This is a genomic window from Streptomyces asoensis (genome assembly GCF_013085465.1).
Lineage (GTDB): Bacteria > Actinomycetota > Actinomycetes > Streptomycetales > Streptomycetaceae > Streptomyces > Streptomyces cacaoi_A.
Genome location: NZ_CP049838.1, coordinates 6,494,534 through 6,509,428 on the forward strand (window position 1 = coordinate 6,494,534; position 14,895 = coordinate 6,509,428).

The following is a 14,895-nucleotide window of genomic DNA, read 5'->3' on the forward strand; positions in this document are numbered from 1 at the left end:
CTGACGGATGCCGAAGGGGGGAAGGAGGCGGGGCGGCCACAGGCCGCCCCGCCACGAGGGCCGGTCGTCAGGCCTTCACGAACGTCTTGTAGAGCAGGGTGGCGGAGAAGTTCGGGTCGAACTGGGCCCCGCCGACCTTGTTGCCGTAGACGTAGTAACGGCGCTGGTACATCTCGGGGATGATCGGCGCGACCTCCGTCATGATCTTCTTGTCGAGCGCGGCCCAGGCGGCGCCCGCCTTCTTCTGGTCGGTGATGACCATGTTCGTCTGGATCGCCTGGTCGATGAAGGGGACCTTCGTCTGCGAGACGTTGTACAGACCGTCGCCGACGCTGGCGCTGTCGAACAGCGGCTGCATCATCGTGTAGGCGGTCGGCCAGTCCGGGGACCAGCCGTACCACATCACGTCGAAGCTGTTGTCGACCTTCGCGATCTGGTCGTAGTACGTCGTCGAGTCGACCGGCTTGATGACGGGGGTGAAGCCCGCCGCCTTCAGCGCGTTCTCGATGACGACCTTGGTCTTGTTGTACGTCGGGTCCTGGGGGAAGGCGTAGACGATCTTCATGCCCTCCTTGCCGGCTTCCTTCAGCAGCTTCTTCGCGGCGGCCGGGTCGCCCTGCGGCGTCTTCAGCTTGCCGTAGACGTCGAACTTCTCGCGGCCGAGGATGTCGGGGCTGAGGATCGTGGTCGCGAAGTCGCCGGAGGACGGGCCGCCGTAGATCTGACGGATCTGCTGGAGCGGCCAGGCGTGGTTGAGAGCCTGACGGACCTTGAGGTCGGTGACGCGCTTGGTGTTGATCGCGTAGTAGTACGTGCCGGTGAGCAGACCGTTGAAGGTGCGCTTCTTGATCTCCGGGTCGGTGAGGACCTTCTGGATGCGCTCGGCGGGTACTCCCTTGTAGATGGAGACCGCGTAGGCGTCGTTGCCCTGGGAGGCGATCAGGCGGTCCACGCCGTCCAGGGTCTCGATGCCGAAGGTGAACTCGAAGCCGTCCGGGTAGTTGTTGCGGATCGAGTCGGTCTTCGGGTCCCAGAACTTGTTGCGGGTCAGCGTCATCGACTTGTCGGTGACGTGGCTCTTGACCATGTACGGGCCGCAGGCGGCCGGCATCTTGTCGTACTTCTCCTTGGTGTCCAGCTTCGGGGACACCGCGGCGTACGAGTGCATGGCCAGCGTGAAGTTGAAGTCGGGGCGGGCCTCGGCCAGGTTGAAAGTGACGGTCCGCTTGGCCTTGTCGGTCACGATCTCGGTGAGGTGCTTGCCCTTGTACGGGCCCTCGTACGCGTCACGCCACTTGCCGCCCTTGCCGGTGATGGCGATTTGGACGTAGCTGGCGGACTCGATGATGAACGTGGCCCACAGGCGCTCGATGCCGTGACGCACGTCGTCGACGGTCAGCTCAGTGCCGTCCTGCCACTTCAGACCCTCCTTCAGCGTGAAGGTCCAGGTCTTGCCGCCGTTGGACATCGTGCCGGTGTCCTCGGCCAGGTCGCCGACCAGCTTCTGGTGGCCGCTGGAGTCGATCTTGTAACCGGTGAGGCAGCGATGCAGCAGCAGGGCGGCGGTCGAGTTGTACGCGTAGTAAATGCGCTGCGGGTCGAGGTGCGAGAAGTCGTCCGGGGCGATGCCGTAGATCGTCCCGCCCTTCTTGGCGCCCGCGATCTCGGGAGCGGGACCGGTCGAGTCGGCCTTGGTGCCCACGGTGACCGTGGCGCCGGTGTACTCGGTGGCGCCGCCGCTCGGGGTGGAGCTGCCGCCTCCCGCATCGCCGCTGCTGCACGCCGAGAGGAGCGTCGACCCCGCGGCGGCGACAGTCGTTGCTATGACGAAGTTTCTGCGGGAAAGAGACATGGCTGACCCGATTTCTAGTGGAGTGACGAAGGTACGTGATGCGCTCCGCCCGGGCCCCGTCGCCCAGGTGGAGTGGGGTGGTTCAGCGCTTGGTCTTCGGGTCCAGAGCGTCGCGGACCGAGTCGCCGAGCAGGTTGAAGGCCACGACGAAGATCACCATCGACAGGCCCGGGAAGAGCATGAAGGTGATGTCGTCCTGGTAGTACTTGGCACCGAACTGGAGCATCACACCCCAGTCCGGAGTGGGGTCCGAGAGGCCGACACCGAGGAACGCGAGACCCGCTTCCGCCGTGACGTAGGCGGGCAGCAGGAGCGTCGACTGGATGAGGATCGGCGTCCACAGGTTGGGCAGCAGTTCCTTGAAGATGATCCGGGCCGGCGAGGCACCGGTGACCTTGGCCGCCTCTACGAACTCCCGCTCGCGCAGAGCGAGCACCTCGCCGCGCAGCAGTCGGGCGATGGAGGCCCAGCCGAAGGCCGTCATCACGAGGATGAGACTGGTGACCGTCAGCCAGATCGGGGTGTTCTCGTCCGGGGCGACGAAGATGGCCAGGACGACCGGCCAGAACGCGATGAAGAACAGCGTCTGCGGGAAGGCCAGCAGGATGTCGATGACCCGGCCGACCAGGTAGTCCGTCTTGCCGCCGAGATAACCGGCCGTGATGCCGATGACGACGCCGAGCAGGGTCGTCATGAGGGTGGCGGCCGTGGCGATGAGCAGCGAGTTGCGCATGCCGTACAGCAGGAAGGTCAGGACGTCGCGGCCGAGCTGCGGCTCGACCCCGAACCAGAATTCGCTGCTGATGCCGCCGTTCGGCTTGATCGGGAAGTTGAACTCGTTGAGCAGGCCCGGGATGTTCATGCCATAGGTGGTGTACGGGTCCTTTCCGTACAGCTTGGCGATGAGGGGCGCGCCGATCGAAACGGCGAAGAAGAAGATCACCACATAGGCGGATATGACGCCCGCACGGTCGCGCTTGAATCGGCTCCAGGCGAGCCGCCCCGGTGAGCGGCTCTCGTTGCCCTTGGGGGCGGAGGACTTCGCCGGTGTCGCGTTGTCTCCGTCGGTCACCTCGAGGGTGGTGGCCGGGGAAGGGGTTGGGGGGGTCATGACGCTCCGTGCCCTGTGGGTCAAGGACCCCGCAGGGCTCTCCCTACGGGCTACGCCGGACTTTTTCAACGCAATTCGTTCAAGGTCAATAAATTCTGGGCTCCCTTGACTTTGTCTTTACATTCTTTACTCAGGCTTGACCACATCGTAGCTACGCGTGTAGCGCGCCGTGATCGTTCCGTGTCTGAATTCGGGCCAACTACGCGAAACGGGCAAGGGGTTCGATATTCGGACGCCAGGGTGTCGGAATGCGTACATCTCGGGGTCACAATCCAACGGTTCGGCATCGGATGGTGAAGATCCGTTGCGTACCGCACCGAAGATCCATTGTGACCTGCGAAGAAGATCCTTTTCGACCCCCCGCCAGGATCCTGCTGTCGGCCTGCGGCGCACTTGTGACGTCCCCCGAACAGCCCCCCGATGGCCTCCCGTCGGGCGCGGCCCCTGTGCGTAATGCACCTTTTAAGTTGATATTTACTGGTACTGGATCAGTGCTTCGGCGCTGACGGCACAGCGCTCAGGTAAAAGCGCGGTCAATGAGGAGGCATCCATGCGTGGAGCCACGCACGCCAAGTGGGCCGCATGCGCGGCGGCGGCAGCACTCGCGGCGACGGCGTGCGGGGGCGGGGGGAGCGACAGCGGCGGCGACGGAGGCGCGGTGCTCAGCTCCTCCTGGGGAGACCCGCAGAACCCGCTGGAGCCCGCCAATACCAACGAGGTGCAGGGCGGCAAGGTCCTGGACATGATCTTCCGCAGCCTGAAGAAGTACAACCCGGAGACCGGCGCGGCCGAGGACATGCTGGCCGAGAAGATCGAGACCACGGACTCCCAGAACTTCACCATCACCGTCAAGGACGGCTGGACGTTCAGCAATGGCGAAAAAGTGACGTCGAAATCCTTCGTCACCGCTTGGAACTACGCCGCGAGTCTGAAGAACAACCAGAAGAACGCCTACTTCTTCGAGTACATCGAGGGCTACGCCGCGGCCCACCCCGCCAGTGGCTCGCAGACCACCGACGTCCTCTCCGGACTCAAGGTCGTCAACGACAGGACCTTCACCGTCAAGCTCAAGCAGAAGTTCTCCACCTTCCCCGACACCCTGGGCTACCCCGCCTACGCCCCGCTGCCGCAGGCCTTCTTCACCGACCACGCGAACTGGCTGAAGAAACCGATCGGAAACGGGCCGTACACGATCGACTCCTACACCAAGGGCTCCCAGATGGCCCTGAAGAAGTGGGACGGCTACCCCGGCGACGACAAGGCGGAGAACGGCGGCGTGACCCTGAAGGTCTACACCGACAACAACACCGCCTACACCGATCTGCTGGCCGGCAACCTCGACCTCGTCGACGACGTGCCCGCGGCCCAGCTCAAGAACGTCAAGAACGACCTCGGCGACCGCTACCTGAACACCCCCGCCGGCATCATCCAGACCCTGGCCTTCCCCTTCTACGACAAGAAGTGGAACACCACCGGCTCGGACAAGGTCCGTACCGGCCTCTCCCGCGCGATCGACCGCAAACAGATCACCGAGACGATCTTCCAGAACACCCGCACCCCCGCCACCGACTGGACCTCCCCGGTGCTCGGCGAGGAGGGCGGCTTCAAGGAAGGCCTGTGCGGGGACGCCTGCGAGTACGACCCCGCCGCGGCGAAGAAGCTCATCCAGGAGGGCGGCGGCCTCCCCGGCGGCCAGGTCAAGATCACATACAACGCGGACACCGGATCCCACAAACAGTGGGTCGACGCGGTCTGCAACTCGATCAACAACGCCCTCGACAACGACAAGGCCTGCGTCGGCAACCCGGTCGGCACCTTCGCGGACTTCCGCACCCAGATCGGCGACCGGAAGATGGCCGGACCCTTCCGGGCGGGGTGGCAGATGGACTACCCCCTCATCCAGAACTTCCTCCAGCCGCTCTACTACACGAACGCCTCCTCCAACGACGGCAAGTGGTCCAACAAGGACTTCGACAAGCTCGTCGACCAGGCCAACGCCGAGACCGACACCGCCAAGGCCGTGGAGACCTTCCAGCAGGCCGAAGAGGTCGTCCGCGACAACATGGCCGCCATCCCGCTCTGGTACCAGAACGGCAGCGCCGGCTACTCGGAGCGGCTCTCGAACGTCAAGCTCAACCCGTTCTCCGTCCCGGTCTACAACGAGATCAAGGTCAGCTGACCCGCCATGGGCCGGTATGTGATCCGGCGTCTGCTCCAGATGATCCCGGTGTTCATCGGCGCCACGCTGTTGATCTTTTTGATGGTGAACGTGATGGGCGACCCCATCGCGGGCCTGTGCGGTGACCGGGAGTGCGACCCGGCCACCGCCGCCCAGCTGAAGAAGGAGTTCGGTCTCGACAAGCCGGTCTGGCAGCAGTACCTGACCTACATGGGGAACGTCTTCACCGGAGACTTCGGTACGGCGTTCAACGGCCAGCCGGTCACCGAGCTGATGGCGACGGCCTTCCCGGTCACCATCCGGCTGACGATCGTCGCGATCATCTTCGAGATCGTCATCGGCATCACCCTGGGTGTCATCACGGGCCTGCACCGGGGCCGCCCCGTCGACAGCGGGGTCCTGCTCCTCACCCTCGTCGTGATCTCCGTCCCCACCTTCGTCACCGGCCTGCTGCTCCAACTGCTGCTCGGCGTCGAATGGGGCTGGATCAAACCGTCGGTCTCCTCGGAGGCCACCTTCGGTGAGCTGATCGTGCCGGGCCTGGTGCTCGCCTCCGTCTCCCTGGCGTACGTCACCCGACTGACCCGCACCTCCATCGCGGAGAACAGACGGTCCGACTACGTCCGGACGGCCGTCGCCAAGGGGCTGCCCCGCCGCCGGGTCGTCACCCGGCACCTGCTGCGCAACTCCCTCATCCCGGTGGTCACCTTCATCGGCACCGACATCGGCGCCCTGATGGGCGGCGCGATCGTCACCGAGCGCATCTTCAACATCCACGGCGTCGGCTTCCAGCTCTACCAGGGGATCCTCCGCCAGAACACCCAGACCGTCGTCGGCTTCGTGACCGTCCTCGTGCTGGTCTTCCTGGTGGCCAACCTGCTCGTCGACCTCCTGTACGCCGTACTCGACCCGAGGATCCGCTATGCCTGAGCCGACGCCGCCGGAGCAGCACCTGCCGGGCGCGGGCCGTACTCCGGAGGAGGGCGCCATCGCCGACACCGGCATGGGCGGCGCGATGGACCTGGCCACCGCGGAGGGGGAGACCCTCGAGAAGACACCCGGCGGGCCGCAGGCCACCGAGCCGTCCGAGAAGGCCCGTTCCCTCTGGTCCGACGCCTGGCGGGACCTGCGTCGCAACCCGGTCTTCATCATCTCCGGCCTGGTCATCGTCTTCCTGGTCTTCATCTCCCTGTGGCCCGGGGCCATCACCTGGATGAGCCCCCTCAAGTGCACCCTCTCCAAGGCCCAGGAGGGCTCCCAGCCCGGCCATCCCTTCGGCTTCGACGGCCAGGGCTGCGACGTCTACACGCGCGTGGTCTACGGCGCCCGTACGTCCGTCACGGTCGGTGTCCTGGCCACGCTCGGCGTCGCGCTGTTCGGCAGCGTGCTGGGCGGGCTTGCCGGGTTCTTCGGCGGGGCGGGGGACTCGATCCTGTCCCGGATCACCGACATCTTCTTCGCCATCCCGGTCGTCCTCGGCGGCCTGGTCCTCCTCTCCGTGGTGACCAGCAATACGGTCTGGCCGGTCATCGGGTTCATGGTGCTGCTCGGCTGGCCCCAGATCTCCCGGATCGCCCGCGGCTCGGTGATCACCGCCAAACAGAACGACTATGTCCAGGCCGCCCGAGCCCTGGGCGCCTCCCACTCCCGGCTTCTGCTGCGGCACATCGCGCCGAACGCGGTCGCCCCGGTGATCGTCGTGGCGACCATCGCGCTCGGCACCTTCATCGCGCTCGAGGCGACCCTGTCCTACCTCGGCGTCGGACTGAAGCCGCCGACCGTCTCCTGGGGCATCGACATCTCCGCCGCCTCGCCCTACATCCGCAACGCCCCGCACGCCCTGCTGTGGCCCTCGGGCGCCCTGGCCCTCACGGTCCTGGCGTTCATCATGCTCGGCGACGCGGTGCGCGACGCCCTCGACCCGAAGCTGAGGTGACGGCCGGATGCTGCTCGAAGTACGCGACCTGCACGTGGAGTTCCGCACCCGGGACGGGATCGCCAGGGCCGTCAACGGCGTCAGCTACGGCGTGGACGCGGGCGAGACGCTCGCCGTGCTCGGCGAGTCCGGCTCCGGCAAGTCCGTCACCGCCCAGGCGATCATGGGCATCCTCGACATGCCGCCCGGCCGGATCACCGGCGGCGAGATCCTCTTCCGCGGCAAGGACCTGCTGCACCTCAAGGAGGAGGAGCGCCGGAAGGTCCGCGGCGCCGAGATGGCGATGATCTTCCAGGACGCCCTGTCGTCCCTGAACCCCGTGCTCTCGGTGGGCGACCAGCTCGGCGAGATGTTCGTCGTGCACCGGGGGATGTCCAGGAAGGACGCGCGGGCCAAGGCCGTGGAGCTGATGGACCGCGTCCGCATCCCGGGCGCCCGGGAACGGGTCAGGGACTACCCGCACCAGTTCTCCGGCGGTATGCGCCAGCGCATCATGATCGCGATGGCGATGGCCCTGGAACCGGCGCTCATCATCGCCGACGAGCCCACCACCGCCCTCGACGTCACCGTCCAGGCCCAGGTCATGGACCTGCTCGCGGAGCTCCAGCGCGAGTTCCACATGGGCCTGATCCTCATCACCCACGACCTGGGCGTGGTCGCGGACGTGGCCGACCGGATCGCGGTGATGTACGCGGGCCGGATCGTCGAGTCGGCCCCGGTCCACGACATCTACAAGGCCCCGGCCCACCCCTACACCCGCGGCCTGCTCGACTCCATCCCGCGCCTGGACCAGAAGGGCCAGGAGCTCTACGCCATCAAGGGCCTGCCGCCCAACCTCATGCACATCCCGCCCGGCTGCGCCTTCAACCCGCGCTGCCCGATGGCCCAGGACGTGTGCCGTACGGACGTACCCCCGCTGTACGCGGTCGACGAGGTCGACGAGGCGGGCGGGTCCGACGCGGACCGCACGAGCGCGTGCCACTTCTGGAGGGAGTGCCTGCATGGCTAGTTCCGCATCGGCCGAGCCGATCCTCGAAGTGAGCGGGCTGGTCAAGCACTATCCGCTCACCCGGGGCATCCTGTTCAGGAAGCAGATCGGCGCGGTCAAGGCCGTCGACGGCGTCGACTTCACCCTCCACCGCGGCGAGACCCTGGGCATCGTCGGGGAGTCCGGCTGCGGCAAGTCCACGGTCGCCAAGATGCTGGTCAACCTGGAGAAGCCGACGGCGGGGGAGATCCGCTACAAGGGCGAGGACGTCACCGGCCTGTCGGGCAAGGCGCTGCGGGCGGTCCGGCGCAACATCCAGATGGTCTTCCAGGACCCGTACACCTCGCTCAACCCGCGCATGACCGTCGGCGACATCATCGGGGAGCCGTACGAGATCCACCCCGAGGTGGCGCCCAAGGGCGACCGGCGGAAGAAGGTCCAGGATCTGCTGGACGTAGTCGGGCTCAACCCCGAGTACATCAACCGCTACCCGCACCAGTTCTCCGGCGGCCAGCGGCAGCGCATCGGCATCGCGCGGGGGCTGGCCCTGCGCCCGGAGGTGATCGTCGCCGACGAGCCGGTGTCCGCGCTGGACGTGTCGGTCCAGGCGCAGGTGATCAACCTGCTGGACCGGCTCCAGAGCGAGTTCGACCTCTCCTACCTCTTCATCGCCCACGACCTCTCGATCGTCCGCCACATCTCGGACCGGGTCGGGGTGATGTACCTCGGCCGGATCGTGGAGATCGGTCGCGACGCCGAGATCTACGACCACCCGACGCACCCCTACACCCAGGCCCTGCTCTCCGCGGTCCCCGTACCGGACCCGGAGGCGCGGGAGCACCGGGAGCGGATCATCCTGGCGGGCGACGTCCCGTCCCCGACGAACATCCCCTCCGGCTGCCGCTTCCGCACCCGCTGCTGGAAGGCGCAACAGCGGTGCGAGCTGGAGGTGCCGGCGCTGGCGGTCCCGGCGGAGTTCCGGCTCGCGACCGGCCCGGCGGCACACGCCTCGGCGTGTCACTTCGCGGAGGAGAAGCAGGTGGTCCCGCCGGAGGAGCCACCGGGAAAGTCGCAGGACGATCACGGTGACGGGGCGCCATAGATACCCAAACACGCATCAACCGCGTTAACACACAGGCAACTTGACCGACCCGATTCCGATATACGGACGGGCCACTCTGAACAGCGTACGGCCGTGCGGGTGCCGTAAACGGGCCGGGAGCGCCATGTCTCCCGGCCCGTTTTTTGCCCCTACGGCACTACGCCGGCCCCAGCGAACGCTTCAGGAAGTCCACCTGGAGCAGCAGCAGGTTCTCCGCGACCTGTTCCTGGGGGGTCATGTGGGTCACGCCCGACAGGGGCAGCACCTCGTGCGGGCGCCCGGCGGCCAGCAGGGCCGAGGAGAGCCGCAGGGCGTGGGCGACGACCACGTTGTCGTCGGCCAGGCCATGGACGATCATCAGCGGGCGGTGGGGTTCGGCGGGCGAGGAGAGCCCCTCGTCGGTGACGAGCGAGCTCTTCGCGTACGCCTCCGGGGTCGTGGCCGGGTCGCCGAGGTACCGCTCGGTGTAGTGGGTGTCGTAGAGCCGCCAGTCGGTCACCGGGGCGCCCGCGATGCCGGCGTGGAAGACGTCGGGGCGGCGCAGCACCGCGAGGGCCGCGAGCCAACCGCCGTAGGACCAGCCGCGGATCGCCACCCGGGAGAGGTCGAGGGGATGGCTCTTCGCCAGCTCCTCCAGCGCCTCGACCTGGTCGTCGAGGCTGACCGTGAGGTCGTGGTGGATCGCCTTCTCCCAGCCGGGGGAGCGGCCCGGGGTGCCCCGCCCGTCGGCGACGACCACCGCGAAACCCTGGTCGGCGAACCACTGCGAGGTCAGATGCGCGTTGTGCGCGGCGAGGACCCGGGGCCCGTGCGGGCCGCCGTAGGGATCCATGAGTACGGGCAGGGGGGTGTCACCGGGGTAGTCCGTAGGCATAAGCACGGCGCACGGGATTCGTCGTGCGCCCCCTTCGGTGAGGAGTACGCGGGGGGACAGACCGGGATCTTCGGCGTACGACCGGACAGTCGCCACGAGCTTCCCGTCCCGCAGTACCCGCGCCACGCTGCCCGGCCGGTCGAGCACCGCCGACACCAGGACGGTCACGTCCCCCGAGCGCACCGCCGAGTGCACCCCGGGCTCCTGGGAGAGGCGCTCGACGCCGAGTTCGTTGACGCGGTAGACGTGCACCTCACCGGTTTCCGGTGCGGCCGCGTCCGCCCCGGCCGAGGCGGCGACCAGCACGTCGTCGGACGTGACGTCCAGTACCGCACGTACGTGCAACTGGGCGCCCGTCAGCGGGCGTTCCCCGACGGCCAGGACCCGGGCGCCGCCCTCGTCGGCGATCCTGACCAACTGTCCCGACGGGCTCCAGCACGGCACGCCGGGGAAAAGATCAAGCCAAATCGGATCTTCGTCGGCGTGCACCATCCGGGTCGTGCCGGAGTCGGTGTCCACCGCGAGGAACAGCTGACTGCGCTGGTCGCGCGCCTGTACGAGCAGCAGCGGCGCTCCCGCCCCTGACCAGTGCACTCGCGCCAGATACGGGTAGCGCGCCCGGTCCCAGACGACCTCCGTGCGCACTCCGTCGAGCCCGAACACGAACAGCCGGACCTCCGCGTTGGGCGTCCCGGCAGCCGGATACGGCACGTGTTGTGGGTCACGTTTCGGCTGGGCCGGATCGGAGATCCACCACCGCTCCACCGGCGTGTCGTCCACCCGTGTGACCAGCAGTCGGTCCGACTCGGGAGACCACCAGAACCCCCGCGAGCGACCCATCTCCTCGGCCGCGATGAACTCGGCCAATCCATAGGAAACCGTGTCCGATTCCGGCTCCGCCAGTGCCCGGTCGTCGTCGCCCTCGGCTCCCACCACCCGCAGGGTGCCCCCGACGACGTACGCGACGAGCCGCCCGTCGGGGGACGGACGGGGGTCGATCACCGGCCCGGGGACCGCGAGTTCGGTCGCCGTACCGGCCCGCAGCTCCGCCGTGAAAAGCCGCCCTGACAAGGCGAAAGACGCCAGCTCGACGGCGTCGTCGGTGGCGTAGCCGACGATCCCGGCGCCGCCCTCACGGCTGCGCTCGCGGCGGGCGCGCTCCGCCGGCGAGAGGTCCTCCGAGGTGCCGCCGAGGAGGGTGCGCGGGTCGGCTGCCGGGCGCTCCGTGCCGTCCGCCGGGTCGAGGACCCACAGCGCACCCGCGCGGTCCGTGCCGGAGCCGGAGCGCAGGAACACGACCCGGGAACTGTCGGGGGCCACCGTGAACGAACGCGGCGCGCCGAGGGTGAAACGCTGGGTGCGGGCGTGCCTGCGGGGGAAGGAGTCGGACTCGGTCGTCATCCTCCGACCATATTGGCCATGCGACCCCCTTGTGCGGCTGTGCGCCGCGAGATGCGCACCCACACATAGTTATGATCACTAGCGCTGTGTGGGTATGAACCTGCTGGCTGATGTATGGATTTACAAGTTCCCTTGTTCTGCTTTTGCCCCCACGTTCCCGGGTCCTTGGAGGTGAACCGCCGTGGCACTCTCGATTTCGGCGGTGGTGCTGCTGGCGATCATCGTCTTCTTGCTGGTCAAGAAGTCGGGGCTGAAAGGCGGTCACGCGGTCGTCTGCATCCTGCTCGGCTTCTATCTGGCCTCCTCGACGATCGCGCCCACGATCAGCGACCTGACGACGAGCGTGGCGAGCATGATCGGCAGCATCAAGTTCTGACGCGTGCCGACACAGGGCTCCGGCGGGCGGCCGTCCGGAGCCGGCTACCGGCTGCCTTCTCCGGACTCTGGCGCGATGTGGTGGAGTACTTCGACGCCCATCAGGTCGGCCTCACGGCCACGCCCACGCCCGCTCCCTGGGCGGAGAGGTCGACGTACCGGAGGCCGGGGTCGAGTAGACCGTCAGCCTTCGGACGCGTACGGCACGAAGTCGGCCCAAGCTTCCGGTGAGAGCCGGAGGCGGGGGCCGGCGGTGTGCTTGGAGTCGCGGACGTGGATGGTGGCGGTGGTGATGGCGATCTCCACGCAGGACTCACCGTCGGGCCCGCTGCTGTAGCTGCTCTTGAACCACGCCGGTTCGGATAGGCCCCCGGCGGCGTGCTTGCGGATCATGTCTCTCCCAGCAGTTTCTCGATGAGGGTCAGCGACTCCCCTGGGCGGAGAGCCTGCGCCCGGATGGTGCCGTACCGCAGCTCAAGGATGCGGAGCTGCCTCAGGTCGGTTGTCGGACGGCCACTGAACGCCCCGTCGGAACGGCCTACTCCTGTGCCGTCCTCGAACTTCAGCAGCTCGATCCTGCCGCTGAGGCCAGGGTGTGCCCCGCTGTCCATCGGCATCACCTGAAGCGTCACGTTGTTCAACCGCCCCACCTGTAGCAGGCGTTCGAACTGCTGTCGCCTCACCATTGTGCCCCCAACGTTGCGGCGCAGCGTCGACTCTTCCAGGACGAAGCCCAGTGCGGGCGCAGGTGACCGCTCGAAGACGGATTGCCGTGCCATGCGAGCCGCAACCAGCCGTTCCACATCTTCCGGCGTGTAGGCGGGCTGCCAAGATTCCAGCAAGGCGCGCGCATGCTCGGGAGTCTGCAACAGCCCATGAATGTTGTTGCACTCGTACACCCCGATCTCGACCGCCCTTGCTTCCATCGCCGCCAGATCCCGCACCTTCTTCGGATACCGGACCTTCTTCACGTCCTCCTTCATCGCCGAGAGCAACCCGCCCGCCCCCAACACCTTGTCGGCCTTGTCCAGGTACTCGGGGCGGGGGATCCGCTTGCCGCTCTCGATCTTGTAGACGAGGTCCTCGCCGTACCCGACCGCCAATCCGAAGTCGGCCGCGCGCATCCCCACGGCCTCTCGCCGCAGCTTCAGCTGTCGCCCCACCGTCTCCACGACGGCGATGCCCCAGTCGTCGTCCGGGTCCACCTCCCAACCCGGCTCGTCCGCCTCCTCCTTGAGCTGGACCGGCTTGCCGTTCACCTGCGTCATTCCGCACCCCTCCGTCACCCGGACCGACAGTCCGGACACGACCGGACAACGCCCGGACAGTCACCGTACGCAACGGCTCCATCACTGTTCACGGTAAGCGGGAGTGGCCACTCTGAGTGACGTGATCCAGGAATCCGTCTCCGCCGGGACCCGTCCCGGCCAGCACTTCCGCAACTTCAGCGTGCGGTTGTCCCCCACGCCTCGCGGAGCACGCCTCGCCCGTCTGCTGACCGCCGAGCAACTGCGCTCCTGGGGAAAGCCGGTGGACCCGGCCGGCCAGATCGTCGCCGAACTCGCGGCGAACGCGGTGACCCACGGGCGCGTACCGGGCCGGGACTTCAGACTCACGCTCTACGTCATCGCGAACACGCTGCGGATCGAAGTGACCGACACAGCGGGGGACCGGCCTCCCCGTCCAGGGCGTCCGGGCCCGGACGCCGAATCCGAGTCCGGCCGTGGACTGCTCCTGGTCGAGGCGCTCGCCGACCGCTGGGGCTGGGCCCCGGAGCTGCGCCCGCGCAAGACGGTCTGGGCCGAGGTCGTACTTCCGCCGGATGACGTTCAGGGCCGCCACGGCTCCTGACCGGCGGGCGGAAGACCCGGAGGAGACGACGCGCGTCCGTCACCGGAACCCGGATTCTCAGGCTTCGGGGCAAGTGGCGCTCATTCCAAAGGACCACGACGGCGGAGAAAGAACCCGACCAAGCCCCACCCCTCCCGCCCGTCGAGCAAACTCACTCCCGCGAGTGAATATGCCCAACTCGGCTGGATTCGTGACGGGTTGCCTGCCTTACGGTCAGCGCAACGCAGGGACCCCGACGCGGGACCCGACGCAACACCACAACCCCAGACATGCGACGGCCCCCGCCGGGACGGCAATCCCAGTGCGAGGGCCTGACCACCGAGGAAGAAGAGAGCTTCCCGATGGACACCCAAAACCCTAGCGCGCCCCCATGCGCCGAGTCCCGTAACGCGGGCAAAAACCACCCCCGCGCGGGCGGACTCACCCACGACAACGCCCGTCACATCACCCGCTTCACGGTGATCGGCAACCACCTCGCCCAGCACCGGGAGCTGTCGCTCCTGGCGATCGGGCTGGGCGTGCACATCCAGTCGCTGCCCAAGGGTGCGCGCGTCGACATCAAGTCCCTCACCGCCCGCTTCCCCGAGGGCGCCACCCGGATCGCCGCCGCCCTGCGCGAACTGGAGTCCCACGGCTACCTGCGCCGCGAACGCTCCCGTATCCCCGGCGGCCGGATCGTCACCCGCACGGTCTCCTGCAACCAGCCCGGCCGCCACGACCGCCACCCGGCAGCAGCAACCGCCGATCACGCTCACGTCCCCGCGACTCCCGCCAAGCCGAAGAAGCGCACGCCCCGCAAGCCACTCCCGGCCGTCCCGCACCCCGGCTACCCCGCCCCCGCTCTCCTCCAGGCCGCCACCGACCTCCTCGCCGGCCTGCGCCGTCACGACCCCCGCCTCCTCCTCTCCGCCTGCGACATGGCCCATCTCGCTCCCGGCGTCGCCGCCTGGCTGGAGCGGGACGTCTCCCCCGACGCCGTCCGCCAGGCCCTCGCGGCCGACCTTCCGCCCGAAGGCGTCCGCCGTCCCGCCGCCCTTCTGGCCCACCGGCTCACAGCCCTGCTGCCACCGCCGCCACCGTTCCGTGCGCCCGCGGCCCCACCGTCGCCCGCCCCGCACCGGATGCGGAACTGCGACGGCTGCGACCGCGGCATCCGCTCACCCGAGCCGGGCACACGCTGCCGCGACTGCCGGGAGCGGTCGGCGGCGGCTCTCTAAGACCCCACA

13 protein-coding genes are annotated in these 14,895 nt (G+C 67.9%); 8 read left to right on the forward strand and 5 right to left on the reverse strand.

The window, feature by feature from the left end; genetic code table 11:
* Positions 1 to 67: 67 nt before the first annotated feature.
* Both G9272_RS29180 and G9272_RS29185 read right to left on the reverse strand, forming a co-directional pair.
* Positions 68 to 1,852, reverse strand: a complete 1,785-nt coding sequence (locus tag G9272_RS29180) for an ABC transporter substrate-binding protein (RefSeq protein ID WP_171399283.1) — start codon at positions 1,850 to 1,852, stop codon at positions 68 to 70.
* Between the two features lie 82 nt (positions 1,853 to 1,934).
* A complete protein-coding gene (locus G9272_RS29185; RefSeq protein WP_171399284.1) occupies positions 1,935 to 2,963 on the reverse strand; it encodes an ABC transporter permease in 1,029 nt (342 codons plus the stop codon).
* 550 nt (positions 2,964 to 3,513) lie between these two features.
* Here G9272_RS29185 and G9272_RS29190 point away from each other — a divergent pair.
* From G9272_RS29190 to G9272_RS29210, 5 genes are read left to right on the forward strand one after another with little or no spacing between them, the layout of a single operon-like run.
* Positions 3,514 to 5,142 carry a peptide ABC transporter substrate-binding protein gene (locus tag G9272_RS29190; RefSeq protein WP_171399285.1) on the forward strand — a complete coding sequence of 543 codons (1,629 nt, stop codon included), beginning with the start codon at positions 3,514 to 3,516 and terminating at the stop codon, positions 5,140 to 5,142.
* A gap of 6 nt (positions 5,143 to 5,148) precedes the next feature.
* A complete protein-coding gene (locus tag G9272_RS29195) occupies positions 5,149 to 6,072 on the forward strand; it encodes an ABC transporter permease (RefSeq protein WP_171399286.1) in 924 nt (307 codons plus the stop codon).
* Positions 6,065 to 7,078, forward strand: a complete 1,014-nt coding sequence (locus G9272_RS29200) for an ABC transporter permease (RefSeq protein ID WP_171399287.1) — start codon at positions 6,065 to 6,067, stop codon at positions 7,076 to 7,078. Before G9272_RS29195 ends, G9272_RS29200 begins: the two co-directional genes overlap by 8 nt.
* 7 nt (positions 7,079 to 7,085) lie before the next feature.
* A complete protein-coding gene (locus G9272_RS29205; RefSeq protein WP_171399288.1) occupies positions 7,086 to 8,087 on the forward strand; it encodes an ABC transporter ATP-binding protein in 1,002 nt (333 codons plus the stop codon).
* Positions 8,080 to 9,168 carry an ABC transporter ATP-binding protein gene (locus tag G9272_RS29210; RefSeq protein ID WP_171399289.1) on the forward strand — a complete coding sequence of 363 codons (1,089 nt, stop codon included), beginning with the start codon at positions 8,080 to 8,082 and terminating at the stop codon, positions 9,166 to 9,168. Before G9272_RS29205 ends, G9272_RS29210 begins: the two co-directional genes overlap by 8 nt.
* 157 nt (positions 9,169 to 9,325) lie before the next feature.
* Here the strand turns inward: G9272_RS29210 and G9272_RS29215 are convergent, their stop codons facing one another.
* A complete protein-coding gene (locus tag G9272_RS29215) occupies positions 9,326 to 11,443 on the reverse strand; it encodes a S9 family peptidase (protein ID WP_171399290.1) in 2,118 nt (705 codons plus the stop codon).
* A gap of 181 nt (positions 11,444 to 11,624) precedes the next feature.
* Between G9272_RS29215 and G9272_RS29220 the strand changes: the two genes are divergently transcribed.
* A complete protein-coding gene (locus G9272_RS29220; RefSeq protein WP_020127941.1) occupies positions 11,625 to 11,819 on the forward strand; it encodes a hypothetical protein in 195 nt (64 codons plus the stop codon).
* 182 nt (positions 11,820 to 12,001) lie between these two features.
* On the opposite strand, the gene G9272_RS29225 is transcribed toward G9272_RS29220, so the two are convergent.
* Positions 12,002 to 12,211 carry a DUF397 domain-containing protein gene (locus tag G9272_RS29225; protein WP_171399291.1) on the reverse strand — a complete coding sequence of 70 codons (210 nt, stop codon included), beginning with the start codon at positions 12,209 to 12,211 and terminating at the stop codon, positions 12,002 to 12,004.
* Positions 12,208 to 13,086 carry a helix-turn-helix domain-containing protein gene (locus G9272_RS29230; protein WP_171399292.1) on the reverse strand — a complete coding sequence of 293 codons (879 nt, stop codon included), beginning with the start codon at positions 13,084 to 13,086 and terminating at the stop codon, positions 12,208 to 12,210. The genes G9272_RS29225 and G9272_RS29230 overlap by 4 nt, the downstream gene beginning before the upstream one ends.
* Positions 13,087 to 13,198: 112 nt before the next feature.
* Here G9272_RS29230 and G9272_RS29235 point away from each other — a divergent pair, with 112 nt between their 5' ends.
* Together G9272_RS29235 and G9272_RS29240 are read left to right on the forward strand one after the other, a co-directional pair.
* A complete protein-coding gene (locus G9272_RS29235; protein WP_253268250.1) occupies positions 13,199 to 13,669 on the forward strand; it encodes an ATP-binding protein in 471 nt (156 codons plus the stop codon).
* Between the two features lie 341 nt (positions 13,670 to 14,010).
* Positions 14,011 to 14,886, forward strand: a complete 876-nt coding sequence (locus G9272_RS29240) for a helix-turn-helix domain-containing protein (protein WP_171399293.1) — start codon at positions 14,011 to 14,013, stop codon at positions 14,884 to 14,886.
* Positions 14,887 to 14,895: the final 9 nt, after the last annotated feature.

Coding starts and splice junctions, on each gene's coding strand:
- G9272_RS29200 (WP_171399287.1), top strand. CDS start 6,065: ATGCCTGAGCCGACGCCGCCGGAGCAGCACCTGCCGGGCGCGGGCCGT.
- G9272_RS29180 (WP_171399283.1), bottom strand. CDS start 1,852: ATGTCTCTTTCCCGCAGAAACTTCGTCATAGCAACGACTGTCGCCGCC.
- G9272_RS29210 (WP_171399289.1), top strand. CDS start 8,080: ATGGCTAGTTCCGCATCGGCCGAGCCGATCCTCGAAGTGAGCGGGCTG.
- G9272_RS29215 (WP_171399290.1), bottom strand. CDS start 11,443: ATGACGACCGAGTCCGACTCCTTCCCCCGCAGGCACGCCCGCACCCAG.
- G9272_RS29185 (WP_171399284.1), bottom strand. CDS start 2,963: ATGACCCCCCCAACCCCTTCCCCGGCCACCACCCTCGAGGTGACCGAC.
- G9272_RS29205 (WP_171399288.1), top strand. CDS start 7,086: ATGCTGCTCGAAGTACGCGACCTGCACGTGGAGTTCCGCACCCGGGAC.
- G9272_RS29225 (WP_171399291.1), bottom strand. CDS start 12,211: ATGATCCGCAAGCACGCCGCCGGGGGCCTATCCGAACCGGCGTGGTTC.
- G9272_RS29230 (WP_171399292.1), bottom strand. CDS start 13,086: ATGACGCAGGTGAACGGCAAGCCGGTCCAGCTCAAGGAGGAGGCGGAC.
- G9272_RS29195 (WP_171399286.1), top strand. CDS start 5,149: ATGGGCCGGTATGTGATCCGGCGTCTGCTCCAGATGATCCCGGTGTTC.
- G9272_RS29190 (WP_171399285.1), top strand. CDS start 3,514: ATGCGTGGAGCCACGCACGCCAAGTGGGCCGCATGCGCGGCGGCGGCA.
- G9272_RS29240 (WP_171399293.1), top strand. CDS start 14,011: ATGGACACCCAAAACCCTAGCGCGCCCCCATGCGCCGAGTCCCGTAAC.